The following is a 26,560-nucleotide window of genomic DNA, read 5'->3' on the forward strand; positions in this document are numbered from 1 at the left end:
CGAACGGCTAGTTCGTCCTGGCGATCCGGCCGACGAGCCTTGGCCGCGCCGAGGTCAGGTTCTGAAGCCGCGGAAGCACGAGACCCGCGATCGGGAAGGCCGGCGCATAGGCGGCGTCGGTCTCGACCACGATCAGCGACTCGCCCACCGCGATCGCCGGCAGCCGCGCGGCAGGCACGGCGACGCTGGTCATCGCGGCGAAGGGCGGCGTGGCGTAGGACCAGTCGACCGTCATCGCGTCGACCGGCCGCGACACGCTGGTGACCCGCAGCGCCGGTTCGGACGCGCTCGTCGGCGACGTGTGGATCAGGATCTGGCGCGCGAGCGTCAGAAACGCGGTGTCGACCGAGGTCTGGCGCGTGATCAGGTCGCTCACCGTGAAGGCGGCGCGCTTCGCCTGGTGATCGTCCCGCGCGGCCGTGAAATAGGTCACGACCGACAGCAGCAGGACGACGAGGACGGGCGCGACGATCGCGAACTCGATCGCCGCCACGCCGCGCTGGTCGGAGCGGAGACGGGAACGGAAGCGGGTCATGGTCATACGCCCGGCTCGTTCATGAAGCCGGTGACGGAGATGATGTTGTAGTAGCCCGACGCGGCGCGCGGCAGCCCGAGCCCCTCCCCGATGATCGGAACCAGCGGGTCGACCGCGAGACAGGCTCGGACGTAAACCACCTCCGAGCGCCCGCCGGACTGGAAGGTCGAATCCGGCGTCGCCGAACGCGAGACGCAGGGCGCGCTCGTGGTCGGAAAGCTGCTCCCCGTCTTGATCACCGTCATCTCCACGATCAACCGCGCCGCGCAATCGCGGATCAGCGTGGCCTCGTCGCAGATGCTCGCCTTGAGGGCGTCGTGGGTCTTCGGCGCGGCGACGCCGCCGATCCGCACCAGGCGGACCGACTTGTCCATCGCGCGGTCGAGCAGCATGGACTGCGTCATCAGCCAGCCCGCGTCGAAGGTCGAGAGCACGAGCGCGAAGAAGATCGGCGCGATCATCCCGAACTCGATCGCGGCGACCCCGGACCGGTGCCGCCAGAACGCGCGAACAAGCTTCGGCATGGGCGTGCGCATCCTCGCGTCTTGCTGCGCGCGTCAGTTCGTGAGCCGCAGCGGATAGATGCTGCGCGCCACGTCCTGGAAGATGGCGTTGATGTCGCTCGTCTTCGCCTCGTAGAACTTCTCCGGGCTCGACGCGCAGGCCTTGAGCTTTTGGCGGAACGCCGCCGATTCGCCGTTGGTGTCGAAGCCGATCGTGTAGACGACCACGCCCTTGAGCTTGGCGTCCGCGCAGGCTCCCACCATCGCGTTGAGGGCGTCGGACTGGCTGAGCACCTGCTTGGTCGTGCCGCTCTTCGTCGGTTGCGGATTGACCGGGAGGCCGCTCGTCGGCCGCTGCTGGGCGACGACCTCGCCGTCCGTCATCAGCACGATCACCTTCAGCGTCTTGCCGTCGTGGAACGGCGCCGGCCGGTCGGAGAAGCCCGCCGGGATGAGCTTCACGCCTTGCGCCGCCGCGCTGTTCATCAGCGGCTTGACCGCCGGGTCGAGAAGATGGAGCCCCCAGCGCATCGCGATCTGCGTCGCCGTGCCGTCGAACATGTGGTAGGCGTCGATCTTGTCCTGCAACAGCTTGGCGTCGTTCGAGAAATAGGTGATCGACGTCTCTTCGGTCGGGCAGTTCCAAGGATCGAAGCCTTCGTTCTTGCCGACCAAAAAGGTGCTGAACACCGGCACATGCTCGGCTTTGGTGAAGTCGGGTATCGCCGGCGTGTAGGTCTTCTCGACGATCCCGAAGCAGGACGACTTGTCGTGCTTGCGATAGGTCGTGGACCCCGCGAAGGAGTCGAAGGCGGCGAAGCCCACATTCACCTGGCCCGCATAGGGCACCAGGCTGATCGTCGTGTAGTCCTTCGCGGTTCCCGCGAGCAGCGTCGCGATGAAGGACTTGGCCGCCGGCCGCATCGCGGTGATGCGCGAGTTAAGGCGCATCGAGCCGGACAGGTCGAGCACGAGCGACAGCTCGACGTTCTTGTAGCTTTCTTCCGCCGAGCCTGAGGCGACGATCGGCAACTCGTCGATGCGCGCGAGCTTCAGGAAGCTCGTCGGGCGTCTCTGCGTCGCCGTCGCCGTCACCGTGCGCGAGATCGCGGTGCGCTTTTCGGAGATGCTGAGCGCATAATCCCCGAGCCGGCCGGCGTTCAGATAATTGCGGATCGTCTGCTCGGCGCCGAGCGGTTGGGCCAGGGCCGCCGCCGCCACCAGGCCGGCGTCGAGCGCATCCTGCAGCCTCACGCGGTCGCGCTCCTGCAGCACGAGGTCGACCCCGCCGCCGGCGCACAGCATGAGGGGCACGCACAGCAACGCGAGGATCATCGCGACATTGCCCGATGCGTCGTTCAGGAACCGGCGGGTGAGCATCTGCACGGCGTCAACTTGGCTGGAGGCCCATCCACAAGCAGTTACCGTCTCACACCGCTGTTAACGGACGCTGAATTACTTGCACGCCTCGCATCGTCGGCCGCCCGGCGGCCAAACCGGTTGTTGCGGGGACCCGGCCATGGCAACGTCCAGCACATAAGAAGACGATAAGATTCTGGGGGATGCGTGCGTCGATCGGTTCTTGGCCTCCTAGCGGCGGCGTCACTGCTGGCCGCGCCCGCCGGCGCCGCGGAAGACGACGAAGCCGATCCCTCGATCCTCGACGGGGTTCCGGCCTTCGCCGGGCTCGCGGCCGGGCGCGACGCGCTCGCCGAACAGGGCTTTCGCATCTCCGGCTTCTACTTCTCCGATCCGCGCGGAAACCTTTCCGGCGGGCTGGACAAGGGCTGGACCTACAGCGGCCTGTTCAAGATCGGCGTCGACGTCGACGCCAAAACGGTCTTCGGGATCGAAGGCGGTCGGCTGCACGCGGACATGCTGCAGATCCACGGCCGGGACGTGTCGGAGGAGCATGTCGGCAACCTGCTGTCGGCGAACGACATCGGCGCGCGCCCGACGACGCGGCTGTTCGAGCTCTACTGGGACCAGGAGGTCTCGGACCGGCTGTCGGTCCGCCTCGGCCAGATGGCGGCCGACGAGGAGTTCATGACGAGCGCCTACGGGGAGAACTTCCTCGACGCCACCTTCGGCTGGGCGGGGCCTCCGTCGGAGAACCTGCCGCAGGGCGGGCCGGCCTATCCGCTCGCGGCGCTGGGCGCGCAGGCGACGTGGAAGGCGACGGAGAACTTCACTTTGGTCGGGGCGGTCTACAACGGACGCGCCGCCCCGGGGCGCTATGACGACGACCCGGAGCGCGGCAACCGTCACGGGCTGAACTTCCGCCTCCAGGACGCCCCGATGGTCATCCTCGAAGGCCGCTACCGCTACAACGAGGGCGAGGACGCGGCCGGCCTGCCCGGAGAGATCAAGTTCGGCGGCTACGGGCATTTCGGGCGCTTCGGCCACCTGAAGCGCGGGACCGACGGGCTCGTGCTTGGCAGCCCCGGAAGCAACGACGACCCGCGCCGCCGTCGCGGGAACGTCAATCTGTTCGCGATCGTCGACCAGCAGATCTGGCGTCTTCCCGGCGGCGAGGACGAGCAGGGGATCGGCGTGTTCGCCCGCGTGATCGCCGGCTCGTCCGACCGCAATCCGATTTCGACCTATGTCGACGGAGGCGTGGTCGCGCGCGGCCTCGTGCCCGGGCGGCCAAACGACGTCATCGGGGTCGCTTACGGCTGGGCCGACTTCTCGCCCGCGCTCGCAGACGCCGACCGCGCGGCGCACGCGGCGGCGGGTCTCGACCTGCCGGCGCGCAGCTCCGAGGCGGTGCTGGAGGCGACCTACCGCGCCCAGATCGTTCCGGGCCTCACCGTCCAGCCGACCTTCCAATATGTCTGGCGGCCCAGCGGCGGCTTCGCCGAAGCGGAGTCCGAGGACGAGGCGCCGAAGCGCACGCGCAACGCGAAGGTGTTCGGGGTCGCGACCATCGTCCGGTTCTGAACCGGGCTCCGCCTCCTCACGGAACCGTCATCTCGCTCGCAGGTTTAGACCTCAAGGGCGAGAAGCGATCCGCGCACCCCCCGGGAGCGCGCATCCGAGGAGATCCGAATGTCCACCATCCTGATCATCATCCTGATCCTGATCCTCATCGGCGTGTTTCCCGCCTGGCCGCACTCGCGCGGCTATGGCTACGGCCCGAGCGGCATCTTGGGGCTGATCGTCATCGTCATCATCGTGCTGGCGCTGCTCGGCCGGATCTGACGACGACGCAAAAAAGGACCCCGCGCTGGGATGCGCGGGGTCCTTTTCCGCCCGGCGCGGAAAAGGCGCGCTCAGTCGACGACGTCGATGATCCGCCGCTCGCGATTGACGATGTAGCGGCGCTGGTTGAGCACGACGTAGCGATACTCGCTGTCCGGCACGGAATAGGCCTCGACCTCCTCCGGCAGCGCGTCGCCGACCGAGACCTGGCGCTCATAGCGCACCGACGGCCGGCTCTCCTCCACGACGTATTTGCGCACGACGTCCGGCGCGCGGCGCACCACCACTTCGGGCTCGGATTCGCGCACGATGACGCGCCGTTCCGCCGGCTCGCGCACGATCACGTCCGTGTCCGCGGGCTCGCGTTCGATCACGCGGGTCTCCGACGGCTGGCGGATGATCACGTCCTGCGCCGCGGCGGGCGCGGCGGCCGTCGCGGCCATGGCGAGCGCCATGAGAGTTGATCGCATGGGGTGAATCTCCTCGTTCGGGCCCTCGGGGCGTAACGCCCGCGGGAGAGGAAGGTTGCCGCCCCCTGTTCAGTCGACGCGCGTCAGAACCTGGGTCTTGCAGACGAGGCCCAGCACGCAGCCGCGCAGCTTCAGCCGGTCGGCGCCGTCGGCCATGATGCGGCCGGCATAGGTCCGGCCGTCGTCGGGATTGTAGAAGTCGCCGGCCCAGTCCGCGCCGTCCGGGCGCGCCCGCACGAGCGACACGCCGATCACCGGCCGGCTGCGCAGCGCCGGGTTCGGATTGTGCTTGTCGACCTTCGGGCGGCCCTGCTTGTCCGTCGGCTTCTTCAGCGCGACCAGCGTGGCGCAGAGCGCGCCGCCGCAGTCCGCGATGCGCACCTGCGCCTTGCCGTTCGGCATGCTCCACACCCCCGTCGGCGCCGGCGCCGCGAACACGGGCGCGGCGAGCGCGACGACAGCTGCGGCTGCGAAGAAAGCCCGGATCATGGCGAAGGCCCCTTTCTGCGACATCTCATTCCGACGACCCGCGCCGCCCGGTCGCGATCGTCTGGATGAATGTGGGCCGGGCGGCGCGAATGTGAAGATCCGACTGCGGCCGACGGCGGCTTCGGGAGGTCCGCACGACGGGATTGCACCCGGCCTCGCGCGGCCGCTATGTGTGGACACGGGGAACGGACATTGGCCCGCGCGCGCCGCGGGCGCGAAAGGCCCGTCATGCGCCTTGCGACCAGCGATCGAGCGTCCACAGACCGCAGCGCGCGGGAGGGGTCGTGACCCCCTCGCCCGTGCGGGCCGCGCTTCACCCGGTGCTGTCGTCGCCGAAACGCCTTGCGCTCGGCGGGCTCGGCGTCATTCTCGTCGTCTACGCCCTCCAGCTCGCGAGCGGGCTTCCGCCGGCGATCAGCTGGTCTCCGGTCGAGCTCAGCAGCAATGTCGTCGCGGTCGCGGGCTTCGCCTGGACGCTGATCCAGCTGCGCGCCTGCTGGGCGGATCGTGCCCTGCGCAGGGCCTGGATCGCGGGGTCGATCGGCATGGCGGTGCTGTCGGTCGAGGGCAGCGTTGGCGACCTCTTCCTGCTCGACACGGGGGGGCCGTACGAGATGACCCTGTCGATCGCGCTGTGGCTCGTCGCGGCCGCGCTGATCTTCCACGCCGGTCGGCGCTACGCCATGCGCCGCTCGGTCCAGCACGTCCTGCGGGCAGGGCTGGCGATCCAGATCGGCGCCCAGTCGATCGGCTGGTGCGCGGCCTACAACGCCATATCGGAGACCGACAACGAGCTGCTCGGCTACTTCAACGACACCGGCGAGCTGCTCGCCGTGCTCGCCTATCTCAGCGCCCTGCTGCTCGCCGTGTTCTCGGCCGACAAGTCCTACGCCTTCCCGCTTGACGCGATCGGACGGAAAGGACGGGCGATCTACCGCGACTTCAACCTGCGGCGCGCCGGCCCGCGCCCGCTGTCACGCCTGCCCATCGCGCGGCAGGCCGCGACCGCGGCCGCCATCGCCGACTGCTGGCGCCGCGCGGCGCGGACCGTCGCGCGCGGCGGCGGGCCGGGCGCCGGCCGCCAACTGCTCGACCTTCTGTGCTGCGCCGCGCTCCGCCGCGTCGATCCGCGGAGCTACTACCAGCTGACGCTGTTCGGCGCCCGTCCGCTGGGCGCCGGCGCCGACGCGGTCATGACCGCGGCCGAAACCGCGAACGGCCTGACCGCCTCGATCCAGGCGACGCGGCGCGCCCCCGACCGCCCGCCGGACTTCGAGGACCGGCTGGCCTTCGCGCGGATCTGTGCGGCCCGCGGGCTGCCGACGGCCCCGATCCTCGGCCTGTTCGAGGACGGCGCCCTTGAGCCCTTCACGACGGACGCCGACGCCCTCGACCAGGACCTCGTGGTCGTCGCCCGCCACGCCGCGGACGACCCCTTCGGCCTCTGTCTCGCCCGCGTCGAGCCGATGCTCTATTGCGACGACGACGGGACCTTCGCCAATGTCGACATGGTTCTCGCCCGGCTCTCGGCGCTCTCGCGACGCCGCAGCCTGATCGTCCGGGCGCGGACGAGGAACCATGACAGCGTCGCGCGCTACGCGAGCGCGGCGCCGCTCGCCTTCCGCGTCGTCACCTGCCTCGACGAGGCCGGCGAGCCGCGCGTCACCCACGGCGTGATGCGCCTCCTGCGCGAGCCCGGCTGGCCGGCCGGCCCCGGCGCGACCTTCGGCGCGGCGATCGACCTTGCGAGCGGCGTCTTCGGCCCGGTCGTAGGCGACGCCGTCGAGACCTGCGCCGCCTGGTCCTACGCCCACCCCGCGACCGGCGAGATGATCGCGGGCCGCGTCTGCGGCGGGTGGCGACAGCTCGCGCAGGCCGCGGTCGCCGCCCATCGCGCCTTCGACGGTCCTGTCGTGGTCGGCTGGGATCTTGCGTGGACGCCGGAAGGCCCGCAAATTCTGTCGGGCGACGCCAATATGGACTTCGCCTTCATCCAGCGCTGCACGGGCGTGCCGATCGGACGCTCGCCGCTCGCTCCCCTGCTCGACGCGCATCTCGACCGCGTCGTCGCGCTTCACGCCTGAGACGCCCGACATCGGCCAGACGGACATGACCAACGCCGCCGCCGCCCCCCTCAAGACCAAGCCCAAGCGGAGCTGGATCTACCGCGCGGGCAAGCGCCTGCGGCCCTGGTTCGACGAGATGTTGGCGAAGTCGTCGCTCGTCGGCAACCCGCCGGTGTTCGACGCCGCGGCCTTCCCCTTCACCGCCGAGCTCTGCGCGAACTGGGAGGCGATCCGCGCCGAGGCCGCGGCGGTGCTCGCGCGCGAGGACATCCCGGTCCTGCCGGACATCTCGCCCGACCATGGCCGCCTCGGCGCCGACCGCAAATGGCGGTCGTTCTTCCTCTACGGCTACGGCTACAAGGTCGACGCCAATTGCGAGAAATGCCCGCGCACGGCCGAACTCGTCGCGACCGTGCCCGGCCTCAACAGCGCGTTCTTCTCGATCCTCGCGCCCGGCGCCCGCATCCCGCGCCACCGCGGCGTCACCAAGAGCCTGATCACCTGCCATCTCGGCCTGTTCGTGCCGAAGGACCGCATGGCGGTCCGCATGGCGGTCGACGACCAGATGACCCATTGGCGCGAGGGCGAGTGCCTCGTCTTCGACGACACTTACTTTCACGAGGTCTGGAACGAGACCGACGAGACCCGCGTGATCCTGCTCGTGCAGTTCCGCAGGCCCCTGCGCCAACCCGGCAAGGCGATCGCCGACGCCTTCATGGCGGCGGTGCGCCGCAGCCCGTTCGTGCAGGAGGCGCGGAAGAACTTCCTCGCCTGGCAAAGCGCGCAGAACCGCATCGACGGCCACTGACCTCGTTCAGGCCGCCGCGGCCGCCTCCGGCTTCGGCCGCGACAGCGCGAAGGTGAGCAGCGCGCAGGCGAAGATCGCGGCCCCGAACGCCGCGGCCGCCGAAAACACCGTCTGGAAGCCGCCGGCGGCGTGGCCGAGCGCGATCAGCGGCGCGGCGAGCCCCGCCGCGGTGAAGCCCAGGAAATAGCGGATCCCGAACGCCCGGTCGCGCCAGTCCGGCGGCACATAGCGGGCGATCATGGCGTCGTTCACCACCACCTGCCCGTAGATCGCGCTCATCGCGAGCGCGAGCCCGACGAGGAAAAGCGCGCCGGAGAACGCCGCCGCGAGGCCGAGCCCGAGCGGCTGCAGGGCGGCGAGCCCCACGAAGATCGCGGGCAGCGAGAACCGGTCGATCAGCCGCCCGACGGCGAGCTGGGTGAGCGCCCCGAAGGCGAACACGGCGGTCGCGAGCGCGCCGACCAGCCCGAGCGGCAGCGCGAACAACATCTTCTCGTCGATCGCCTTGGGCGCAGCGATCGTGGTCATGTTGAAGGTGAGCCCGCCCGCCACGATCGCGACCGCGAAGGCGGCAAGCAGCGCCGCCGGCCGCGCCAGCCGGAGCGTCGGCTGCGGGGGCGCGCCGCCGGCCCCGCCGGCCGCATTCCCCGCCTCCTTCGGGACCAGCAGCAGGAAGGCGATCCCGACGGCGAGGCAGACGAGCCCGGGCGCGGCCGCGGCGGCGCGCCAGCCGAAGGCGGCCGCGATCAGCGCCGTCACGCCGGAGGCCGAGGCCGCGCCGACATTGCCCCACACCCCGTTCCAGCCGAGCGCGCGCCCGAGCGCCGACGCGTTCGCGACCAGCAGGCTCGAGCCGATCGGATGGTAGATCGCGGAGAACATGCCGAGGACGAGCAGCCAGCCCGCGAAGCCCCAGGTCCCGGAGGCGGTCGCCAGCCCGAGCAGCGCCGCCCCGCAACCGAGAAAGAACGCCGCCATCAGGTTCCGTCGCCCGACCCGGCCCGCGATCCAGCCGACCGGCAGCGCGAACAGCCCGAAGGCGACGAAGCACCCGGTGGCGAGCGCGATCACCGCCCCATAGTCGAGCCCAAGCTCCCGCGCGATCAGGATCGCCGCGGTCGGAAACACCAGCAGCACGAAATGATCGAGCGCATGCGCGACGTTGACGAAGAGGATGACGCGGCGGGAATGGGGCATGCGGGATCCGGTAGGCGGTGGATGCGGTGTTCGGCTATAGGCAGATTGGAATTAGCCGTCAGCTCGGATACGGACGCTCGCAGTGCATCGGCTCAGCGCGGTGAATTCCGGTTTGCATAGGCTTCATGGAGTTCCCTCTCTGCGAGGAGTTCGCGAAGTCGCTTCAAACACTTTCCACTATATCGCTTATGGGTCGTGCCTCCGATCTTGATGATTTTGTGGTGGTCTAGGTTCTCCAGCATGCCCTCCCGCCGGATGATCCAGAGTAACTTGTGCTCAGAGGCGTCGAGCTTCTTGGACATGTCGCGGAGCCCCATGTTGTAGTAGTCGAGCTCGTTCACCTTTCTAACGGCGATCACGGTAGCGTTCGGATCACCCTCCTCGACGATCTGAACTGCCTCGCCCTGATTACGCATGACTCGAATGGTGAGGCCCGGGCCGGCCTCGTCCGGCTGGATGGTCAGGGTCGCCACCCCCGGAAAGATCGAACGCCACCCTTCCCCCTTGTTGATGCGTCGGACCACATTCGATAGCTCTCGGTCGCTCGGCTGGCTCTTCTTCCCATCTAGCGAAGCTTGAATGATCGCCATCGATCTCAGCCGGGCACTGGCGTCGAGGCGCTTCCGTGATCCTGGAGCGACCATCTTCTTAATATCTGCGAACTCAACGTCGAACATCGAACTCAGGTCCGTCGGCGGCTTCGCGCAGACGGGAAGGATGCGATGCGGGATCTCCTTCCTGAGGGGGCACCCCAGCGAGTCACCCGCAAGCCGGGTAAACAATGTAATTCCGCTCTGAGCGTGAATGTAGAGCTGCTCCTCAGAGACCTCGATCATGTGGTGCTGTGCGGCATCTCGAAGGGTATTAAGGCTTTGGAGCGCGACCGCCTCGTCCTCGTCCAGGCATTTCAAAGCAGCGTCCGACAGACATTTGCGTAGGCAGTAGTCGAAGCCTATGGTTGTACCCTCCTTTGCCTTCTCCCGGATGTCACCGCCCTTGTGGATGATGATTGCCTTCAGAAGAAGTTCGAATGCGCGGTCGAGCATGATCAGGACCGCTTCAGTGCGACCTCGGTCCCACGCACGGTTGAAATGGTCGACTGCGACGACGAGCGAGTCGACCGCCTTGCCGTGAAGCGTCTTGGCTTCCTTTTTCACATTGACCTTTGATACGACCGTACAAGGAACTACATTTCAATCTCAGCTATAAAAATGACAGCTGAGGGTTCTTATTAACGCGTAGTATCCCGTTTATTAGCCATTGATCCGCTCGGTAGCGGTGCGTTCCCATTGCAAGCGCCATTCCTTCGCGCGGAAACTCGACGCCGAATTTTTCTACCATCCACTCGAGGGCTTTCTGCTCGCTACAAAACTCGGATCGTCGGCGCAGAAAAGTCGCTTCTGTCTCCCAGTCTTGGCAAGTGCCGGTGTGCTCTCCATCATCGTCGCGGTAACGATACTTGAACACGTAAGGACAGACCTCACGCGGAATTAAATTGGCTTGGCTGAGGAAGTCACCCTGCTGGCGCATAATCCTATATACATTATGCTGTCGCTCCATTTCATTTTGATTCTGGCGCTCCGACCAAAATTCAATGACCTCGCAGTTGAGCAAGGCTAGACTTCGACCAGCCTGCAGTTCTGCTCTTAGAGAAGTGACCGCGGAGCGGTTGATAAATGCGTGCCGATCCTTCTCTCTCAACCTTCCGATTATCTCTATGCTGCCCTGATCTACGCGCCGCGATTCTACACGTCGGTCTGCGGAAGCAACTGGCTTCCGCCAGCGGTAGCGGATACGATCCCATCGTCGAAATTTCTGCGCGTCTTCCAACTGCCGAAAGGACACTGGATAGAGACGAACCCAGCATCCATTATGATCTATTGCGGCTATGCATACCGTCTCACCATGTGTTTCGCTCGCCCGTGGCGCCGCTTTGATGAGGATAAAGGCTTCGTCATCGGCGTGTTCCAACGAGCCTTTCAGGTCGAACGCCATCCGCATCTCCTAGTCGCTTGACTGGCGGAACACCGATATGAATGACCTCTGCGGGTATTAAGCCTTGAATGCGTTGAGCTACAATAGATCTATGACAATCTTTCGGCGCTCGTTCGAAGCACATAAGTGCTACAGTTTCCCGCTCAACGTCAGCCGCGACTTCAGCAACTGCCCTACAGGACGCCTCCAACTCCATATGGGTACAGAAAATAGTGCGAAACTGCTCCATATCCCCTCGGCGAGCCGCATCGCGCCCGGGTTTCGGATCGCCAAGTTGCTTAATATGGCGGTAGCAGATTCCAGCGTCGGCGAGCGCCTCAGAAAGTACGCGTTTTGAGAAACCTGGACGCCTCGATTGGGGTAGCTCCCGAATGTCGAGCAAGAGCGAGATACCGCATTCTTGAAGTGTGCTAATGAAGTCAGGCAACGTAGCGCCCTCATATCCAAGCGTATAGATTTTTCGCAACGTCAACTCCCGACTGGCGGCCTCCACGGTCAACACTGAGGGGCTGCTGTCCAGCGAAAAACTCGTCTAAGGTTCAGAAGGCCCGCCCCTCCCCCTCCGCCCCGGCCATTTCGCCGGCCAGCTGACCATGCGGTCTTCGAGCTCGTCGAAGGCGACCTCCGTCTCGGAGCCGTACACTTTGTCCCGGACGGAGACACCGGCCTCGACCACCGTCTCGGGGCGGCCGGAGACCAACGGGTGCCACCAGGGCAGGTCCTCGCCGTCGCGGACGAGGCGGTAGGCGCAGGTCGGCGGCAGCCAGCCGATCTCCTCGACGATCGCCGGCGTCAGCCGCACGCAGTCCGGCACGTGGAGGGCGCGCTCGGCGTAGTTCGAGCAGCGGCAGGTGTCCTTGTCGAACAGCCGGCAGGCGACGTCGGTGTAGGCGATGCGGTCGGTGTCCTCGTCCTGAAGCTTGAGCAGGCAGCAGCGGCCGCAGCCGTCGCACAGGCTCTCCCATTCCGGCCCGGTCATCTGGGCCAGCGTCTTCGTCCGCCAGAACGGGGCGGGCGCCGCCGCCAAGGCGGGGTCGGGCGCCGGGGGGCGTCGGCGGGCGCGGGGGTCGGACGGCGGCAAAGGCGGACTTTTCGGATCGGGCCGCGAGGGGCGGCGCGGCGTTTTGCGTGTGAGACGGCGCGTCGCGCGGACTTAACCCGGAATCGCGCGCGATTGCATGCGCGTTTCACGCGCGGGAGGCCGGTCCGCCGCGACGGCATGGCTCTTGCGCGCGCCAGCGGTTAGGGTCAAGCACGGCGAAGTCGCGGTACGGGAGGAGGGTCTGGTGTTCGGTTTCGGCGCTCCCGGCAAGAAGGCGGACGCCAGGCGCGCTCTGCTCGCGCTCGATTCCTGGCTCGACCACACGTTCTGGAAAATCTGGCCCGCGATCTCCCGCTGGTGGGACGGAGTCTGCGCCGCCTTCGACGCGTTCCGCGCGCGCGGGTGGCGGCGGTGGACCGTCGAAATCCTGTGCGAGAGCTTGACCTTAGGGGCCGCCGGCGCGGTGCTGACGCTGGCGCTCGCGGTGCCCGCCTTCCGCGAGACCGGGCCGGACTGGCTGAGCCGCACCGACCTGTCGGTGACGTTTCTCGACCGCCACGGCCAGGAGATCGGCAAGCGCGGCGTGATGCAGAATGACGGGATTCCGCTGTCGGAATATCCGGATCATCTGATCAAGGCGGCGCTCGCGACCGAGGATCGCAGGTTTTACCAGCATTTCGGCATAGACGTCGCGGGCACGCTGCGGGCGGTCGTGCAGAACACGCGCGCGAACGGCGTGGTTCAGGGCGGGTCGTCGATCACGCAGCAGCTTGCGAAGAACGTGTTCCTGACGAATGAACGCACCATCGAACGCAAGATCCGCGAGGCGTTTCTTGCGCTGTGGCTCGAACATCATCTGTCGAAGGACGAAATCCTGAAGCTCTACCTCGACCGCGCTTATATGGGCGGCGGCGCCTTCGGGGTGGACGCGGCGGCGCATTTCTACTTCTCGAAATCCGCCCGCGACGTGACGCTCGCCGAAAGCGCGATGCTGGCCGGCCTGTTCAAGGCCCCGACCAAATACGCCCCCCACATCAACCTCGCCGCCGCCCGGGCGCGGGCCTCGGTGGTGCTCGACAATCTGGTGGACTCCGGCTTCATGACCGAGGGTCAGGTCCAGCCGGCCCGCTTCTACCCGGCGACGCCGAAGCCGATCGTCGCGGTGACCAGCCCGGACTACTATCTCGACTGGGCCTTCGGCGAGATCCGGCAGATGGCCGAGCAGGGCGCGTTCAAGGGCCAGCGCGTGCTCGTGGTGCGCACCGCCCTCGACCCCGCCGTCCAGCGCCACGCCGAGGCCTCCGTCGAGCGGATGCTGCGGCAATATGGCGAGGAGTACCGCGTCGACCAGGCCGCGGCCGTGGTGATGGAGCCGGAAGGCGCGGTGCGCGCCATGGTCGGCGGCCGCGACTACGGCCAGAGCCAGTTCAACCGCGCGGTCGACGCGCTCAGGCAGCCCGGCTCGTCCTTCAAGACTTACGTGTACACCGCAGCCTTCGCCTCCGGCCGCTACACGCCCGACAGCGTGGTGACGGACGCGCCGCTCTGCATCGGCAACTGGTGCCCGCGCAACTACGGCCGCCGCTTCGCCGGTAAGACCAAGCTGATCACGGCCTATGCGAAGTCGATCAACACCATCCCGGTGCGCCTCGGCGTCCAGATCGGGCAGAAGCCGATCATCGAGATCGCCCACCGCATGGGCATCCGCAGCAAGCTCGACGTCGGCCGCGCATTCGCGCTCGGCGTCGAGGAGGTGACGGTGATCGACCACACCTCGGCCTACGCCACGCTCGCGAGCGGCGGCCGCCGGGCGCCGCCTTACGCCGCGATCGAGGTGTTCGACTCCAAGGGCGACGTGCTGTGGCGCCACGATCGCGACGCCAAGCCGCCGCAGCTGGTGCTCGGGCCCCACGTCGTGGCGGACATGAACCGGATGATGCTGGCGGTCACCGAAGGCGGCACCGGAGGCCGCGCCCGCGTGGACGGCTATCAGGTCTGCGGCAAGACCGGCACGTCGCAGTCCTACCGGGACGCCTGGTTCGTGGGCTTCACCGGATCGCTGGTCGCGGGCGTCTGGTTCGGCAATGACGATTTCACCACGACGAACGAGATGACCGGCGGCTCGCTTCCCGCGATGACCTTCAAGGACATCATGTCCTTCGCCCAACAGGGCCTGCCCCCGAAGCCGATCCTCGGCCTGCCCGCGCCGGCCGCCCAGCCCCAGATGGTCCAGGCCGCCCCGGCGGACGGGGACCCGGCCGCCGCGTTTCGCTCGCGCAACCTCACCGACGGGGCCGCGCGGGTGCTGAACGCGATCGTCTCGGACGTCGCCTCGGCGAGCGCGGCGCGCCCCCAACGCGCCTCCCTGACGCTGCCCGCCGGGGGCGGCGGTTCCACGCTCGCCCGCTGAGCCTCATCCAGATGCGCCTTGCCCTCGCCGCGCTTCTCTCGCTTGCGCTCGCAGCAGCCCTCGGACTCGGCGCGACGTGGTGGACGGTCGCGAACGGACTGCCCGACAGCGGTCTCGCCTTCGGCCCCTGGCGCGCCGAACCCGGCGTTGGAACCCTCGACGCCGATCCCTATCAGCGCGCCGGAGCGGCTCGGCGCGGCGAAGCGCCTCTCGCTTTTGGCGACGGGCTCGCCTTCGCAGCCTCGACGGACGACGAGGGCCGCCCGCTCGACGCCGCCTGCGACTACGAGCTCGCGGGCGATCTGCCTTCGGCCCGGCTCTGGACGCTGTCGCTGTTCACGCCGGCGGGCCAGCGCCTGGGGACGGCGGCCGATCGCGTGGGCTTCGCAAGCTCGGACGCGTTGCGGACGGTCGGACAGCCGCTCGACATCGCGCTCTCGCGCGAAGCGCGGCCGGGCAACTGGGCGCCCATCGTCGGCGAAGGGCCGTTCGTGATGCGCTTCGCCCTTTACGACACGACGCTCGGCACCCCGCTCGACCGCTCCGACCGGTCCGAACTGCTCTCGATCCGCCGGGGGGCCTGCCGATGATGCGGCTCCTCTACGCCCTCGCGGTCGGACTGACGCTCGCGGGCCTCGTCCACATTGGCTCGCTGCTCGGCGTTCCCTATCTCGCGCGGCAGGGTCCCTACGACCGGCTCGCCGCGCTCGGCGCTGAAGGCCGCTTCGTCGCGCTTCCAGACGAGGGCGAGAACGCCGGCCTGCTACCGTTCAGCGACCCGCATTTCGTGGTGGCGGCCTGCCGCTACGACGTCGGGGACGGACCTGTCACGGTGCGGGCGGCGCTGCCCTCGACCTACGGAGCGCTTTCGGTCCACAACCGGCTCGGCCAGCCTTATTACGCGCTGACCGACCGGGCCGCGACGGACGGCGAGGTCGAGGTCACGATCCTGAACGCGGACGACGTCGCCGCCGCCGAACTGGAGCCCCCGGTCGAGGGCCGGCCGACGCTGAGGATCGTCTCGCCGACTCCGGCGGGCTTCGTGCTGCTGAGGCTGTTTGCGCCCGGACCGAGCGCGCGCGACGCTCTCCGCCGGATCGCCGCGGGCTCGACCTGCGGCCGCGCCGCGACGCGCCAGATCGAGCCGTGAGGCGCGTCAGCCCTTGAAGACGCCGCGGCGGGGACCCAGCGGGCGCAGGCTGCGCAGAACCGCCTCGAACGCGTCGAGAGCGGCTTCGACCTCGGCCGACGCCCGGTCCGGGGTCGCCAGCATCAGCCGCTCCAGCGCGTAGCGATAGGCGGCGAGGCGCTCCTCGAAGGACTGCCGCACCCAGGCGATCATCAGGCCGTTCTCCTCGACCCGCGCGTTCACGTCGGCGGATTCGTCGGGGCGGAGGTCGGCCAGCCGCGCGGCGACGCCGTCGCGGGCGCGATCGCCCTCGGCGACCCTCGATGCGGCCTGGAAGAATGGCTCGACGCGCAGCGTGTCGGCCTCGACGTCGTCCTTCAGCCGCGCATAGCGCGCGGCGCTCGAGCGGTACGGGGTCCGAAGCAGGGTATCGGCATAGGACGCCCTGTCGAGGCGGGCTCGGCTCGCGGGAAGGATGCGGGTGCGGCGAAGCTCGACGAGCGCTCGGTCGCGCCACTGCTCCTGGAGCGGCGGCATGACCACCGCCCAGCCGAGGGCGCGCATCTCCTGCTCGTCGTCCGTCAGGGGATAGGCGGAGACCGGCTCGCCGCGCTGACGCGCGAGCGCGGCGCCGGCGGCGGGCATGATCGTCTCGTGCACGACGCTCGGTCGTGGGCGGCCGAGGTCCCCCGTCGGCGCGCAGGCGCCGAGCCCGGACATGACCGCGCAGACGAGCGCGGCGCCGATCCCGTTCGCTCCTCCGGGCGATCGCCTCGCCCGGACGGAAGACGACCTCACGACGACGGCGGGCTCAGGTCGAGAGCGCGCGGCGCTTGGCCGGACTGAGGTCGGGAGACCTCCTGCCGTTCGTAGCGCACGCCTGTGAAGAACAGGATATCGGCGCTGTTCGCCGGCGCGGGCCGTCGCTGGGACGGCCGGGACGCCGCACGCGGCGCAGTTTGGAATGCGAGCACCAGGCCCATGTCGCTCCTCCCCGTTCGAGGGGGTTCGATCGAATTGCGGCCCGGGGCGGTTGCCCTGCAGAACGGGCCCTCTGACCCGATTGAGCGCCTGGGTGGTTAACGAGTCGTTACCCCGCTCGTTCAGGTCGTTCGGAGCGGCGACCTGTGGCCACGCAACAACAGATCCGCCCGGCGTCGCGCATGCGCTGGGTTCGGGTTAACGTCTCGCTAACCATGCCCGTCCTAGCGTCTCACCGATCGGCTGGGCGTGCGCCGGCGTTCCGCCCTCCCCTTCCGCCCGAGGACCGAAGCCTCCATGAGCGCAGAGCTGTTGCCCGTCGAGACGCTCGAGCGCCTGTCGAAGCTCGAGGGCGTCGACGTCAGGCCGATCCTCGCGCGCGTGCTGACCGATCTGTTCGTCCAGAAGCCGCACCACGCGCCGGACGAGATCGCTCGCTTCGAGGAGCTCGCGCTTCAATTGCTCGACGTCGTCGACCAGGACACGCGCGCGATCGTCGCCCGCAAGCTCGCCGACGACGATCGGGCGCCGCCCGCGGTGATCGCCCGGCTGCTGGACGACGCCTTTTCGGTCTCGGCCCCGCTGCTCGCCCGCTTCCCCCATGTGCCGCGGCAGATCCTGCTGACGCTCGCCCTCGACGGCGGTCCGGTGGAGGCCGGCGCCGTCGCGTCGCGCGCCGACCTCGACGACGACACGATGCGCCTGCTCGCCCGCCATCCCAGCGATCAGGTGCTGGAGGCCCTCGCGGCCAATCCTTCGGCGCGGCCCGGCGAAGCGATCCTCTCCGCCATGGTCGCGCGGGCGGTCGCGGCGCCGGCCCTCGCGGGCGCGCTGTTGCGCCGGGACGACCTCGACGCGGCCGTTCTCGCCCCGCTCTATCTGCACGCGGATCCCGACCGCCGCGTCGCCATCCGCAAGGCTCTGGAGCTGCGCTCCTCCCGGCCGGGGATCGGGCGCGCTTTCCGCAGGGCCGACGCCGTCGACGCCGCGCTGATCGAGGCCGCGACGCAGGAAGGCCGCGCGCATGCGATCACGGAGGCCCTCGCCGACGCTCTCGCACTGAAGCCCGCCGACGCCTCATGGCTCTCGGCCGAGCCGAGCGGCGAAGGCTTCGTGATGATGCTGCGCGCGGCGGGCGTCGAGGTCAGCGGGGTCGGTCGCGCCTTGCTGCTCGCCCGGCCCGAGATCGCCCTGTCGGTCGCCCCGTTCTTCGCGCTCGTCGACGTCGCGGAGGCGACGCCGCGCGTGGTGGCGGCGGAGCTTCTCGACGCGCTCGTCGGGCGCGTCGCGCCGAAGGCCGCAGCCCCGCGTCACGAGCCGCTGTTCGAGCCGCTCGGCGTCGCCGAACGCGCCGGCGCGGCGCGCGCCGCCCCACGCGGCCGGACCGCGCGGGAGCGCGACGGGGCCCGTCGGCGCGGCTGATCCCGGCTTTACGTGTTCTCCAGGAAGGCGCGTCCCTCGCGATCCTCGACAGCGACGATCCAGACGTCGGAGTCGAACTTCACCTCTCGCGCCAGCCGGCCCTCGACCGCGAGGCCGTCCACGCGCTCCGCGATCCGCTCGAAGGCGCGGCCGCGCACGTCGTCCGCCTCGGACTGCGGCGCCGGCGCATACAGGTCGTGGGTCCCGTCCAGTCGGTCGATCACGAGCAGGATCGCGCCGGCCTCGCGGGCGCCGCGGCGACGCACCACCGCATAGGCGCCGGCGAGCTGGCAACGGCGCACATACGCCGAAACCCAGAACTCCGAGGTGAGCCGCGCGCTCACGGCGCCCCCCGATCGACGCTCATTGGAGCGGCGCGCCGGTCATCGCCTGCAGCGCCTTCAGCACCTGAGGCGACGGCTCGCCCGTCACGGGAAGGTCGCGGTCGCGCTCGAAGCTCTGGATCGCGCTGCGGGTCTCCGCGCCCATCTTGCCGTCGATCGTGACGGGGCCATAGCCGATCTTGGCGAGCGCCTTCTGGACCGCCATCAGCTTCGGCGGGGCGATCGCGCCGGTCGTCGCCGGCGCCGCCTGCGCGGTCGGCGCGGGACGCGCCGGAGCGGGGGCGGCCTTCGGCGCTTCGGCCTGGGTCCAGCGACCGGCCGAAGATGCGGCTTCGGCCTTCTTCGGCGGCGCGGTCAGGGCTGCGGCCAGCACGCGCTCGCTGGCCTCGCCGGTCTGGGCGAGCCGTTCGGCCTGCTCGAAGGCGCGGATGGCCGACGCCGTCTGCGCGCCCATCAGCCCGTCGACCGGGCCGTCGTAATATTTGAGGTCGGCGAGCGCGCCCTGGATCTGGGCGACGAGTTCATTCCGCCGGGGCGCGGACGACGCGTGGCCCGCGGGATGGGCGGCGTCCTCCGCCGTCGGCGAAGTCCCGGGCCGGCGCCCTTCCTGGAGGGCCAGCGCGTTCACGAGGATCATGACCGTGCAGGCGGCCGCGAGCAGGCCCGCGAACGTGTCGACGGGCCGCCGGCGGGCGGCGTCGAGCGCGGAGGCGAGCGCGCCTTGGCGCTCGTCCTGGCGGGGATCGAATGGGCGGGCGACGTTACGCACTTTGTTTCCCCCTCAACGCGGGAAGGACGGTCGGCGCCGCGGCCCGGGCGAAGTGCGGCGCGGCGATCTTCGAGGCGGCGGTGCGGCGGGCCGCGGGATCGAACGGCAGGAACACGGTCACCGACGTGCCGCGTCCGAGCGCGCTCTCGACGCCGAGCTCGCCGCCGTGCAGCTCGACCAGGCCGCGCACCACCGACAGGCCGAGCCCGGACCCTTCGTGACGGCGGCTGACGCCGGAGTCGATCTGGAAGAAGGCCTCGCCGAGCCGGCCGAGATGCTCCGGCGCGATGCCGACGCCGGTGTCGCGCACGACGAGCGCGACGCCGCCCGCGCCCGGCCGCAGCTCGACGACGACTTCGCCGCCGCGCGGCGTGAACTTGACGGCGTTCGCGACGAGGTTGAGCAGAATCTGCATCACCGCGCGACGATCGGCCGAAATCTCGGGGAGGTCGGCCGGCACGCGGGCCACGAGCGCGACGCCCGCCGAATCCGCCTTGAGGGCCATCAGGCTGACGCAGTGGCGCACGATCGGCTCGAGCGCGCAGGGCTCGGCCAGGATCGCGAAGGCGCCGCTCTCGATCTTGGCCATGTCGAGGATCGAATTGACCACGTCGAGCAGATGCGCGCCCGATTTGTGGATCAGCGCGGCGTAATCGGCCCGCCGCTCGGGCGTCAGCCGACAGAGCTGCTCATCGGACAGGATTTCGGAAAAGCCGATGATGGCGTTGAGCGGGGTTCGGAGCTCATGGCTCATGTTGGCCAGGAAGCGCGTCTTGAGGACGTTGGCGCGCTCGGCTTCCTCGCGGGCGGCGATCAGCGCCTCCTCATGCGCCTTGCGTTCGGAGACGTCGCGATAGACCACGACGGCGGACGCAGCGTCATGTCCGTCGCGCTCATGCGCGCGGAGCCTGCGGGCGCTCATCTCGAGCCACACGACCTCGCCGGCGTCGGGCCGTCCGGCCGCCGAAGGCCGGCGGATGCGGATCTCCGCGACGCGCGGCTGATCGGAGAGGCCGCCGGCCGACAGCGTCTGAAGAAACGCGGGACGATCGGCGACGTTGACGCGCGCCAGCAGTCCCTGCCCCATCAGATCGCGGGGCGAAGCGCCGAGAAGGGTCCGGGCCGCCGGCGAGATGAAGACGACGGACCCGTCCGAGAGGTGATGGGTGATCATGTCGCTGACGGAGGCGGCGAACAGGTCGAAACGGGCCTCGCCCGCCTGTTTCGAGCGGTCTCCGGCGCCGATCGCTTGCGCGGCGCGGAGGATCAGGGCGAGCGCGTAGACCGACGCCGCGACCATCCCGACGGCGCTCGCAGCTCCGCCGCCGGACGCCGGTCCGCCGCCGGCGAGGCTCACCCCGGCGAGCGCGACCAGAGCGCCCCCGGCCGCAAGCGCTGCGGCCGTCAACGCCCGGCGCGAGCCCGACAGCGCCGCTTCGAAGGCGGGCAGCGCAAGCCACAGCGTCGCGAAGGACGCGAGCCCGCCGTCAAGCGCCGCGATCGCGGCGACGAAGGCTGCGAAAGCGACCGAGGCGAAGATCTGCGCCTGTTCGAGGTCGCCGCCGCGCGAGAGCTTGAAGGCGATCAGGATGGGCGCGATGAGCCATGCGCAGGCCGCCAGACCGAGCGCCGACGGCGCGCCGTCGATCGCGAGCAGCGCCGGCAGGACGGCGAAGGACGCGACGCCGACGGCGAGATGGGTGGCGACGAACCCGGCATGGCGCGGCGAGACGTCCGGATCGCCGGCGAGCGCCGCGCAGAGTCGCGCTGCGGCCTGCTCCAAGAACGCGTGCTGACGGGCGACCTGAAGCAACGCGACACCACTCCGAAACCCGGCCCGGAGGACCGGCGCGGCGCCGGCGCCACAGCGTCCGGGCCTCAACTCCGCGCCGCCACAGTGGCAGCGCCGGCTTAAGCGAACGCTAAAATGCGGCGTGAGCCGTTCAGCCGTCTTCAACCTTGCGCGATGTCGTCATTCCAAGTTTATGCTTTACGAAAGCTTTCGACCGTCTTTCAAATTCGTGAACCAGATTGGGAGATTTACGCCGGCCGGCTACATCCGTCTTTAGGCCGGGGCCGTTATGGTCGTCGACAGAAGCCGACCGCGCGGAGCTTGGAACCACGCGCGGCGGACAGGCAGAAGGCCGTCATCGCCATGTTCTTCCTTCTACGCACCGCGTTTTGGATCTCCGTTCTCCTTCTGGTGCTGCCGCTCGGCTCTCCCTCGAAGGACGGCCCGACCGAGAAGGAACGCGCCTCGATCGACGCGCTCTCGGCGCTGGCCGCGGCCGGCGCGACCGTCTCCGACGTCGGCGGCTTCTGCGACCGCCAGCCCGACGCCTGCGCCATCGGTTCGCAGGCGATCAAGGTCATCGGCGAGCGCGCGGCCAGCGGGGCGTCGCTCATCCAGGACTATCTGGGCGGCGAAGCGGCCGCTTCCGTGACCGCGCCGCGGAGCGGCGCCGCTCCGACCGCCGCCGGCGCCGCGCCCGTTCGGGACACGCTGACCGCCGGCGACCGCAAGCCGGCGTGGCGCGGACCCGCTTCCAGCCGCCCGGCCTGACGCCGCGATCTGGACCGCGCGGCGGTTTTTCTTTGCGCGATCGGCGCGACCGCACTACCTCCCGGTGACCGCCGCGAGAGGTTCAGATGTCGATCGAAGAGATCATCGAAGGCTTCGAGTTCATCGACGACTGGGAAGAGCGGATCCGCTACCTGATCGAACTCGGACGGGAGCTCGAGCCCTTGCCCGACGAGGCGCGCTCGCCCGCGAACAAGGTGCAGGGCTGCGCCAGCCAGGTCTGGCTCCAGACCAAGGTCGGCGAAGGCGATGACCCCGTTCTCCTCTTCCGCGGCGACAGCGACGCGCACCTCGTGAAGGGCCTCGTCGCGGTCACCGTCGCGCTCTATTCCGGCCGTCGGGCCCGAGACATCCTCGCGACCGACGCCGGGGCGGTGTTCGACAGGATCAAGCTTCGGGAGCATCTGACGCCCCAGCGCTCCAACGGTCTGAGAGCGATGGTGGAGCGCATCAAGCGCGAGGCGGCGGACGCGGCGAAGGTCGAGCCGACGCCTGCGACCGGATCATGACTCGCCAGGCGCGCCGTCGATCGAGGGACGGCTGTCGGGCGCGCCCCAGCTGACGATGCGGCCCTCCTGCCGCGAAGCCGCGCGCGGCGCCAGGCCGTAGTGGCCGGCGAGGCGCGCAAGCGCCAGGCCAAGCACGAGCTTGGCGCCGCGCGCCGGCCATCCGCGATCGCGCTCGACCTCTTCGAGCCCTTTCAGGAAGCAGCAGACGTCGACGAGTGCGCCCGCCAGTTCGGGGCCCACCGCCTCGAGCGCGCGCCGGACGCGCATCCGGGCGGCCAGCACGGCGTCGGCGAGATCGACCCCGACCCCCGCGCCGCCACGACGCCCGCTCGGCGCCGCGGCCTCCCAGCTTGCTGTCACGCGCGGCGTCATCTGCCCACGCGTGAAGTCAGCCCGCAGGCGCTCGCCCGCGAGAACCTCGTGAGCGGCGAGCAGCGGCCGTCCGTCGCGGCCTTTGCGCCGCGCCAGCCAGGCGAGAGGGCTCTCGTCGAGGTCGACCAGCGCGTCTTCGACCGAGCCGCCGACCTCCACGCGCCGCCGCCCCAGCGCGCGATGCTGGGCCAGGAACCCGTCTCCCGCCGCGCCCCGCGCGATCCGCGCCCGTCCCGCCTCCGTCGCGACCAGCCGTCCCTCCTCCCGCACGCTGACGAGATCGCGCGCGGCGAGATCGAGGGCCGCCGCGCGCTCGGCGGAGGCGGCGTCGAGGCCGCCGGGTCCCGCCGCGACGGTCCGCGCCAGAAGCTTCGCCGCCGCAGGGGCGAGGCGGGTGAGCCTTCCCCCCTTCGGACGAGCGGATGAGAGGGATTTCGACATGGCGGCCTCCGGTTCACCAACATGCCTGAAATCCTAGTCTAGGATTTTTTTCTTGTCCATGGCCGGTTCGCGGCAGCGACGGCCGTCGGCGCGACAGGCTGTGACCGCCTCCGCGCCCTCCACGCCTCATCGCGATCCCCGCGAGCCGGCTGCGGAGGCGGCTCGCCGAGCGCCTGAACACCGGCCGAAGGGACGCCACGAAGTCCTCGCGCCGACGGACGGCCTGCTTCGCCTGGACGGCCGAACGTCGCCGTCGCGCGCACACGAAAAAAGCCGCCCGGCGAACCGGACGGCTTCCCGCATGTCAAACGGCCCGCGTCAGCGAGCCCGCCGAAGTCAGCGGCCGCGCTTGCCGCGCTGCTGACCGAGGCCCATTTTCTTGGCGAGTTCGGAGCGCGCCGCGGCGTAGCTCGGCGCCACCATCGGATAATCAGCGGGAAGGCCCCACTTCTCCCGATACTCCTCCGGAGACATGTTGTACTGGGTGCGCAGGTGGCGCTTCAGAGACTTGAACTTCTTGCCGTCTTCCAAGCAGATGATGTACTCGGACGTCACCGACTTCTTAAGAGGAACGGCAGGCTTCGGGGCCTCGGCCACCGTCTCCACGGCGCCGGTCGAAACCCGCGACAGAGCGCCATGCACTTCGTTGATCAGCGAGGGAAGATCGCTCGCCGATACCGAGTTGTTGCTGACATAAGCCGAAACGATGTCGGCCGCGAGTTCGATGTAGTTCGCGGGGGTGGCGGTATCGCTCATGGAAATCCGGTTCCGTATGTTCGCTTCGGATCGATCGGCCGACCTCTGATCGCCGCGTCCTGTCAAGAAGTCCTTGCGGCGCCTGACGTGAACCCCGCCTTTACGGCGTTGTTCGATTCGTCGCCCGCACGACTGCCTGCTAGATAGACAATGTTCGACTGTAGCGCAAGTTCTGAGAGTCGATTTTCACGGCTTTTGTTTGCCGTATGGCGCGATGACTGAGGTCATTACCGGTCAACCAAGCCTTGAGCCGCAAGCGTTTCAGTTCAAACGCGCGCGGCGAACCGGCGGGCCCAGACCGCGCGCGCCCGGCTGTTCTTGCGGTGAGCGGCCGCCGCGCCTAGCTCTACGCCCCCGATCCGACCTCGGGGCGGGCGTCGCACACAGTAGATCGAGGCATTCATGACCGTCCTGGACCGCCCATCCGCGCCCGCGGCGCCACGTCGCGCCTTCGAACGGATGGTTCACGGCGTGCGGCTCAGCGATCCCTTCGCATGGCTCAAGGCGGACAACTGGCGCGAGACGATTCGCGATCCTTCCCTGCTTCCCCCGGACATCCGCGCCCATCTCGACGCCGAAAACGCCTATTGCAAGGCGCTGCTCGGACCGCTCGATCCGCTGAAGGCGAGGCTCGTCGCGGAGATGCGAGGCCGGATCAAGGAAGATGATTCCAGCGTCCCGGTCCGGGACGGGCCCTACGCCTACGCCGTCCGCCACCGCGCGGGAGGCCAGCATCCGCTGATCGTGCGGCGTCCGGCTGACGCCCCGGACGGCGAGGATCAGATCCTGATCGACGGCGACGCGCTCGCGAGTGGTCGCGCCTTCTTCCAGCTCGGCGCGTGGCGCGCCTCGCCCGATCATCGTCTGCTCTGCTGGAGCGCCGACGAGGCCGGATCGGAGTTCCTGACCATCCGCGTCCGCGACCTCGCGACCGGCGAGGACCTTCCCGACGTCGTGCCCAATGCGACCGGCGCGGCCGTGTGGGCCGCGGACGGATCAAGCTTCTGGTACGTGCGCCTCGACGACGAGCATCGCGCGCTCGAAGTTTACCGCCACCTGCTGGGCCGCCCCGCCGCGGACGACCTCCTCGTGTTTCGCGAGCCGGATCCCGGCTGGTTCGTCGGCGTCGAGGAGACGCGGTCGGGCGCGTTCTGCGTCGTGACCGTGTCCGACCATGACACCAGCGAGGCGCATCTTATTGCGCGCGCCGACCCGGAGGCCGCGCCGCGCCTCGTGCTGCCGCGCGTCGCCGGCGTGCGCTACGAGATCGACCATCATCCCGACCTCGACGGCCGCTCCAGCCTCATCTTGCGCACCAACGCCGACGGCGCGGTCGACTTCAAGCTGACCGTGCGCGACGCCGACGATCCGGCGGCCGGCGAGCGCGAGCTCGTCCCCCATCGCGCCGGAACCTATGTGCTCGACCACGCCGTCACCGCCCGCCATCTCGTGCGGCTCGAACGCGTGGAGGCCCTGCCGCGCATCGTGGTGCGGTCGTTCGCCGACGGGGCGGAGCATGAAATCGCCTTCGCCGAGGAGGCCTATTCGCTCGGCGTCGAGGCCGGCGCGGAGTTCGACGCCGATCTGACGCGCTTCGTCTACTCCTCGCCTTCGACCCCGAGCGAAGTCTGGGATTACGACCTCCGCACGCGCGAGCGGACCTTGCGCAAGCGGCAGGAAATTCCCTCCGGCCACGACCCCGAGGCTTACGTGGTTCGCCGCCTTCAGGCCCCGGCGCCGGACGGGGCGCTCATTCCCGTGACCCTGATCCACCGCAAGGGCCTTGCGCTCGACGGCTCCGCGCCCTGCCTGCTCTATGGCTACGGCGCCTACGGCATCTCGATGCCCGCGAGCTTTTCCGGATCAAGGCTGTCGCTGGTCGATCGCGGCTTCGTCTACGCGATCGCCCATGTCCGTGGCGGAACGGAGAAAGGCTGGGGCTGGTATCTCGACGGCAAGCTCGAGAAGAAGCCGAACACCTTCACTGATTTCATCGCCGCCGCCGAGCTACTGGCGAAGGATGGCTTCACGAGCGCCGGCCGCATCGTCGCCCATGGCGGTTCGGCCGGCGGCATGCTGATGGGCGCGGCCGCCAATCTCCGGCCGGAGCTGTTCGCCGGCATCGTCGCCGACGTGCCCTTCGTCGACGTGCTGACGACGATGCTGGACGACACGCTGCCGCTCACGCCGCCAGAGTGGCCGGAATGGGGCGACCCGATCACCGACGAGGCCGCCTTCCACAGGATCGCGGGCTACAGCCCGGTCGATAACGTCGCGCCGCGCCCCTACCCCGCCATCCTCGCTTTGGCCGGGCTGACCGACCCGAGGGTGACCTATTGGGAGCCCGCCAAATGGGTCGCGCGGCTCCGCGAGGCGACGACCTCGGCGCGCCCGATTCTGCTCCGGACGAACATGGACGCCGGCCATGGCGGCGCCTCGGGCCGATTCGACCGGCTCGAGGAGGTCGCCCTCTCCTACGCCTTCGCACTGGCCGCGGTCGGCCATCCCGACGCCGCGCCTGGGCTCTGACGCGGCGT

At 69.3% G+C, this 26,560-nt stretch carries 27 protein-coding genes; 11 read left to right on the forward strand and 16 right to left on the reverse strand.

Translation table 11 applies throughout. The features are described 5' to 3' along the window. Positions 1-7: 7 nt before the first annotated feature. The 3 genes from ACO2RJ_RS08350 to ACO2RJ_RS08360 are packed head-to-tail and all read right to left on the reverse strand — an operon-like array spanning position 8 to position 2,418. Positions 8-541, reverse strand: a complete 534-nt coding sequence (locus tag ACO2RJ_RS08350; protein ID WP_423267530.1) for a TadE/TadG family type IV pilus assembly protein — start codon at positions 539-541, stop codon at positions 8-10. Beyond that, positions 538-1,059 carry a TadE/TadG family type IV pilus assembly protein gene (locus ACO2RJ_RS08355; protein ID WP_423267531.1) on the reverse strand — a complete coding sequence of 174 codons (522 nt, stop codon included), beginning with the start codon at positions 1,057-1,059 and terminating at the stop codon, positions 538-540. Before ACO2RJ_RS08355 ends, ACO2RJ_RS08350 begins: the two co-directional genes overlap by 4 nt. 33 nt (positions 1,060-1,092) lie before the next feature. Next, positions 1,093-2,418 carry a pilus assembly protein TadG-related protein gene (locus tag ACO2RJ_RS08360; protein WP_423268940.1) on the reverse strand — a complete coding sequence of 442 codons (1,326 nt, stop codon included), beginning with the start codon at positions 2,416-2,418 and terminating at the stop codon, positions 1,093-1,095. Between the two features lie 186 nt (positions 2,419-2,604). Between ACO2RJ_RS08360 and ACO2RJ_RS08365 the strand changes: the two genes are divergently transcribed. Both ACO2RJ_RS08365 and ACO2RJ_RS08370 read left to right on the forward strand, forming a co-directional pair. Beyond that, a complete protein-coding gene (locus ACO2RJ_RS08365) occupies positions 2,605-3,981 on the forward strand; it encodes a carbohydrate porin (protein WP_423267532.1) in 1,377 nt (458 codons plus the stop codon). Positions 3,982-4,083: 102 nt separating this feature from the next. Then, positions 4,084-4,242 carry a DUF3309 family protein gene (locus ACO2RJ_RS08370; RefSeq protein WP_423268941.1) on the forward strand — a complete coding sequence of 53 codons (159 nt, stop codon included), beginning with the start codon at positions 4,084-4,086 and terminating at the stop codon, positions 4,240-4,242. A gap of 71 nt (positions 4,243-4,313) precedes the next feature. Here ACO2RJ_RS08370 and ACO2RJ_RS08375 read toward each other — a convergent pair whose 3' ends face one another. Together ACO2RJ_RS08375 and ACO2RJ_RS08380 are read right to left on the reverse strand one after the other, a co-directional pair. After that, entirely contained in the window at positions 4,314-4,712 is a 399-nt protein-coding gene (locus ACO2RJ_RS08375; protein ID WP_423267533.1) for a DUF1236 domain-containing protein, read from the reverse strand. A gap of 69 nt (positions 4,713-4,781) precedes the next feature. After that, positions 4,782-5,225, reverse strand: a complete 444-nt coding sequence (locus tag ACO2RJ_RS08380) for a DUF2147 domain-containing protein (RefSeq protein WP_423267534.1) — start codon at positions 5,223-5,225, stop codon at positions 4,782-4,784. 260 nt (positions 5,226-5,485) lie between these two features. On the opposite strand from ACO2RJ_RS08380, the gene ACO2RJ_RS08385 reads away from it, so the two are divergent. Then, entirely contained in the window at positions 5,486-7,285 is a 1,800-nt protein-coding gene (locus tag ACO2RJ_RS08385) for a sugar-transfer associated ATP-grasp domain-containing protein (protein WP_423267535.1), read from the forward strand. Between the two features lie 25 nt (positions 7,286-7,310). Continuing rightward, positions 7,311-8,075, forward strand: a complete 765-nt coding sequence (locus ACO2RJ_RS08390; RefSeq protein WP_423267536.1) for an aspartyl/asparaginyl beta-hydroxylase domain-containing protein — start codon at positions 7,311-7,313, stop codon at positions 8,073-8,075. A gap of 6 nt (positions 8,076-8,081) precedes the next feature. Here ACO2RJ_RS08390 and ACO2RJ_RS08395 read toward each other — a convergent pair whose 3' ends face one another. The 5 genes from ACO2RJ_RS08395 to ACO2RJ_RS08415 form a co-directional block, all read right to left on the reverse strand. Continuing rightward, positions 8,082-9,272, reverse strand: a complete 1,191-nt coding sequence (locus tag ACO2RJ_RS08395; protein ID WP_423267537.1) for an MFS transporter — start codon at positions 9,270-9,272, stop codon at positions 8,082-8,084. Between the two features lie 92 nt (positions 9,273-9,364). Continuing rightward, positions 9,365-10,429 carry a DUF3644 domain-containing protein gene (locus tag ACO2RJ_RS08400; RefSeq protein WP_423267538.1) on the reverse strand — a complete coding sequence of 355 codons (1,065 nt, stop codon included), beginning with the start codon at positions 10,427-10,429 and terminating at the stop codon, positions 9,365-9,367. A 46-nt stretch (positions 10,430-10,475) separates the two neighbouring features. After that, positions 10,476-11,267: a hypothetical protein gene (locus tag ACO2RJ_RS08405; RefSeq protein ID WP_423267539.1), complete on the reverse strand. Its 792-nt coding sequence runs from the start codon at positions 11,265-11,267 to the stop codon at positions 10,476-10,478. After that, on the reverse strand, positions 11,227-11,769 hold the full coding sequence (locus ACO2RJ_RS08410; protein ID WP_423267540.1) for a DUF488 family protein: 543 nt from the start codon (positions 11,767-11,769) through the stop codon (positions 11,227-11,229). Before ACO2RJ_RS08410 ends, ACO2RJ_RS08405 begins: the two co-directional genes overlap by 41 nt. Positions 11,770-11,799: 30 nt before the next feature. Further along, on the reverse strand, positions 11,800-12,294 hold the full coding sequence (locus tag ACO2RJ_RS08415) for a YcgN family cysteine cluster protein (protein ID WP_423267541.1): 495 nt from the start codon (positions 12,292-12,294) through the stop codon (positions 11,800-11,802). 259 nt (positions 12,295-12,553) lie between these two features. Here ACO2RJ_RS08415 and ACO2RJ_RS08420 point away from each other — a divergent pair, with 259 nt between their 5' ends. From ACO2RJ_RS08420 to ACO2RJ_RS08430, 3 genes are read left to right on the forward strand one after another with little or no spacing between them, the layout of a single operon-like run. Further along, positions 12,554-14,719: a transglycosylase domain-containing protein gene (locus tag ACO2RJ_RS08420; RefSeq protein WP_423267542.1), complete on the forward strand. Its 2,166-nt coding sequence runs from the start codon at positions 12,554-12,556 to the stop codon at positions 14,717-14,719. Positions 14,720-14,730: 11 nt separating this feature from the next. Beyond that, positions 14,731-15,309: a DUF1214 domain-containing protein gene (locus ACO2RJ_RS08425; RefSeq protein WP_423267543.1), complete on the forward strand. Its 579-nt coding sequence runs from the start codon at positions 14,731-14,733 to the stop codon at positions 15,307-15,309. Further along, on the forward strand, positions 15,306-15,869 hold the full coding sequence (locus tag ACO2RJ_RS08430; RefSeq protein WP_423267544.1) for a DUF1254 domain-containing protein: 564 nt from the start codon (positions 15,306-15,308) through the stop codon (positions 15,867-15,869). Before ACO2RJ_RS08425 ends, ACO2RJ_RS08430 begins: the two co-directional genes overlap by 4 nt. Positions 15,870-15,875: 6 nt before the next feature. On the opposite strand, the gene ACO2RJ_RS08435 is transcribed toward ACO2RJ_RS08430, so the two are convergent. Continuing rightward, positions 15,876-16,493 carry a hypothetical protein gene (locus ACO2RJ_RS08435; protein WP_423267545.1) on the reverse strand — a complete coding sequence of 206 codons (618 nt, stop codon included), beginning with the start codon at positions 16,491-16,493 and terminating at the stop codon, positions 15,876-15,878. 633 nt (positions 16,494-17,126) lie between these two features. Here ACO2RJ_RS08435 and ACO2RJ_RS08440 point away from each other — a divergent pair. Then, positions 17,127-18,251 carry a DUF2336 domain-containing protein gene (locus ACO2RJ_RS08440; RefSeq protein ID WP_423267546.1) on the forward strand — a complete coding sequence of 375 codons (1,125 nt, stop codon included), beginning with the start codon at positions 17,127-17,129 and terminating at the stop codon, positions 18,249-18,251. Between the two features lie 8 nt (positions 18,252-18,259). Here the strand turns inward: ACO2RJ_RS08440 and ACO2RJ_RS08445 are convergent, their stop codons facing one another. From ACO2RJ_RS08445 to ACO2RJ_RS08455, 3 genes are read right to left on the reverse strand one after another with little or no spacing between them, the layout of a single operon-like run. Then, positions 18,260-18,595 (reverse strand): DUF1491 family protein, encoded by a 336-nt coding sequence (locus ACO2RJ_RS08445; RefSeq protein ID WP_423267547.1) that lies wholly within the window; start codon positions 18,593-18,595, stop codon positions 18,260-18,262. A 19-nt stretch (positions 18,596-18,614) separates the two neighbouring features. After that, a complete protein-coding gene (locus ACO2RJ_RS08450; RefSeq protein ID WP_423267548.1) occupies positions 18,615-19,364 on the reverse strand; it encodes a peptidoglycan-binding protein in 750 nt (249 codons plus the stop codon). Continuing rightward, the gene (locus tag ACO2RJ_RS08455) at positions 19,357-21,177 is read right to left on the reverse strand and encodes a PAS domain-containing sensor histidine kinase (protein WP_423267549.1); all 1,821 of its coding nucleotides are present in this window, start codon (positions 21,175-21,177) and stop codon (positions 19,357-19,359) included. The genes ACO2RJ_RS08450 and ACO2RJ_RS08455 overlap by 8 nt, the downstream gene beginning before the upstream one ends. Before the next feature lie 342 nt (positions 21,178-21,519). On the opposite strand from ACO2RJ_RS08455, the gene ACO2RJ_RS08460 reads away from it, so the two are divergent. Then, entirely contained in the window at positions 21,520-21,927 is a 408-nt protein-coding gene (locus tag ACO2RJ_RS08460; RefSeq protein WP_423267550.1) for a DUF5330 domain-containing protein, read from the forward strand. Positions 21,928-22,013: 86 nt separating this feature from the next. Next, positions 22,014-22,454 carry a SufE family protein gene (locus tag ACO2RJ_RS08465; protein WP_423267551.1) on the forward strand — a complete coding sequence of 147 codons (441 nt, stop codon included), beginning with the start codon at positions 22,014-22,016 and terminating at the stop codon, positions 22,452-22,454. Here ACO2RJ_RS08465 and ACO2RJ_RS08470 read toward each other — a convergent pair. Together ACO2RJ_RS08470 and ACO2RJ_RS08475 are read right to left on the reverse strand one after the other, a co-directional pair. Next, complete coding sequence (locus ACO2RJ_RS08470; protein ID WP_423267552.1) at positions 22,449-23,267, reverse strand: DUF6456 domain-containing protein; 819 nt, start codon at positions 23,265-23,267, stop codon at positions 22,449-22,451. The genes ACO2RJ_RS08465 and ACO2RJ_RS08470 overlap by 6 nt on opposite strands. 336 nt (positions 23,268-23,603) lie before the next feature. Beyond that, a complete protein-coding gene (locus ACO2RJ_RS08475; protein ID WP_423267553.1) occupies positions 23,604-24,023 on the reverse strand; it encodes a MucR family transcriptional regulator in 420 nt (139 codons plus the stop codon). Between the two features lie 402 nt (positions 24,024-24,425). Between ACO2RJ_RS08475 and ACO2RJ_RS08480 the strand changes: the two genes are divergently transcribed. Beyond that, a complete protein-coding gene (locus tag ACO2RJ_RS08480; RefSeq protein WP_423267554.1) occupies positions 24,426-26,552 on the forward strand; it encodes a S9 family peptidase in 2,127 nt (708 codons plus the stop codon). Positions 26,553-26,560: the final 8 nt, after the last annotated feature.

Origin of the sequence: Hansschlegelia sp. KR7-227 (assembly GCF_049446035.1) — a bacterium.
Taxonomy (GTDB): domain Bacteria; phylum Pseudomonadota; class Alphaproteobacteria; order Rhizobiales; family Methylopilaceae; genus Methylopila.

What these genes read in the sequence shown, in the direction of transcription:
- ACO2RJ_RS08350 (WP_423267530.1), bottom strand. Translation starts at nt 541, where the DNA reads ATGACCATGACCCGCTTCCGTTCCCGTCTCCGCTCCGACCAGCGCGGC.
- ACO2RJ_RS08355 (WP_423267531.1), bottom strand. Translation starts at nt 1,059, where the DNA reads ATGCCGAAGCTTGTTCGCGCGTTCTGGCGGCACCGGTCCGGGGTCGCC.
- ACO2RJ_RS08360 (WP_423268940.1), bottom strand. Translation starts at nt 2,418, where the DNA reads ATGCTCACCCGCCGGTTCCTGAACGACGCATCGGGCAATGTCGCGATG.
- ACO2RJ_RS08375 (WP_423267533.1), bottom strand. Translation starts at nt 4,712, where the DNA reads ATGCGATCAACTCTCATGGCGCTCGCCATGGCCGCGACGGCCGCCGCG.
- ACO2RJ_RS08380 (WP_423267534.1), bottom strand. Translation starts at nt 5,225, where the DNA reads ATGTCGCAGAAAGGGGCCTTCGCCATGATCCGGGCTTTCTTCGCAGCC.
- ACO2RJ_RS08390 (WP_423267536.1), top strand. Translation starts at nt 7,311, where the DNA reads ATGACCAACGCCGCCGCCGCCCCCCTCAAGACCAAGCCCAAGCGGAGC.
- ACO2RJ_RS08395 (WP_423267537.1), bottom strand. Translation starts at nt 9,272, where the DNA reads ATGCCCCATTCCCGCCGCGTCATCCTCTTCGTCAACGTCGCGCATGCG.
- ACO2RJ_RS08405 (WP_423267539.1), bottom strand. Translation starts at nt 11,267, where the DNA reads ATGGCGTTCGACCTGAAAGGCTCGTTGGAACACGCCGATGACGAAGCC.
- ACO2RJ_RS08425 (WP_423267543.1), top strand. Translation starts at nt 14,731, where the DNA reads ATGCGCCTTGCCCTCGCCGCGCTTCTCTCGCTTGCGCTCGCAGCAGCC.
- ACO2RJ_RS08430 (WP_423267544.1), top strand. Translation starts at nt 15,306, where the DNA reads ATGATGCGGCTCCTCTACGCCCTCGCGGTCGGACTGACGCTCGCGGGC.
- ACO2RJ_RS08435 (WP_423267545.1), bottom strand. Translation starts at nt 16,493, where the DNA reads ATGCCCGCCGCCGGCGCCGCGCTCGCGCGTCAGCGCGGCGAGCCGGTC.
- ACO2RJ_RS08440 (WP_423267546.1), top strand. Translation starts at nt 17,127, where the DNA reads ATGAGCGCAGAGCTGTTGCCCGTCGAGACGCTCGAGCGCCTGTCGAAG.
- ACO2RJ_RS08460 (WP_423267550.1), top strand. Translation starts at nt 21,520, where the DNA reads ATGTTCTTCCTTCTACGCACCGCGTTTTGGATCTCCGTTCTCCTTCTG.
- ACO2RJ_RS08465 (WP_423267551.1), top strand. Translation starts at nt 22,014, where the DNA reads ATGTCGATCGAAGAGATCATCGAAGGCTTCGAGTTCATCGACGACTGG.
- ACO2RJ_RS08470 (WP_423267552.1), bottom strand. Translation starts at nt 23,267, where the DNA reads ATGTCGAAATCCCTCTCATCCGCTCGTCCGAAGGGGGGAAGGCTCACC.
- ACO2RJ_RS08475 (WP_423267553.1), bottom strand. Translation starts at nt 24,023, where the DNA reads ATGAGCGATACCGCCACCCCCGCGAACTACATCGAACTCGCGGCCGAC.
- ACO2RJ_RS08480 (WP_423267554.1), top strand. Translation starts at nt 24,426, where the DNA reads ATGACCGTCCTGGACCGCCCATCCGCGCCCGCGGCGCCACGTCGCGCC.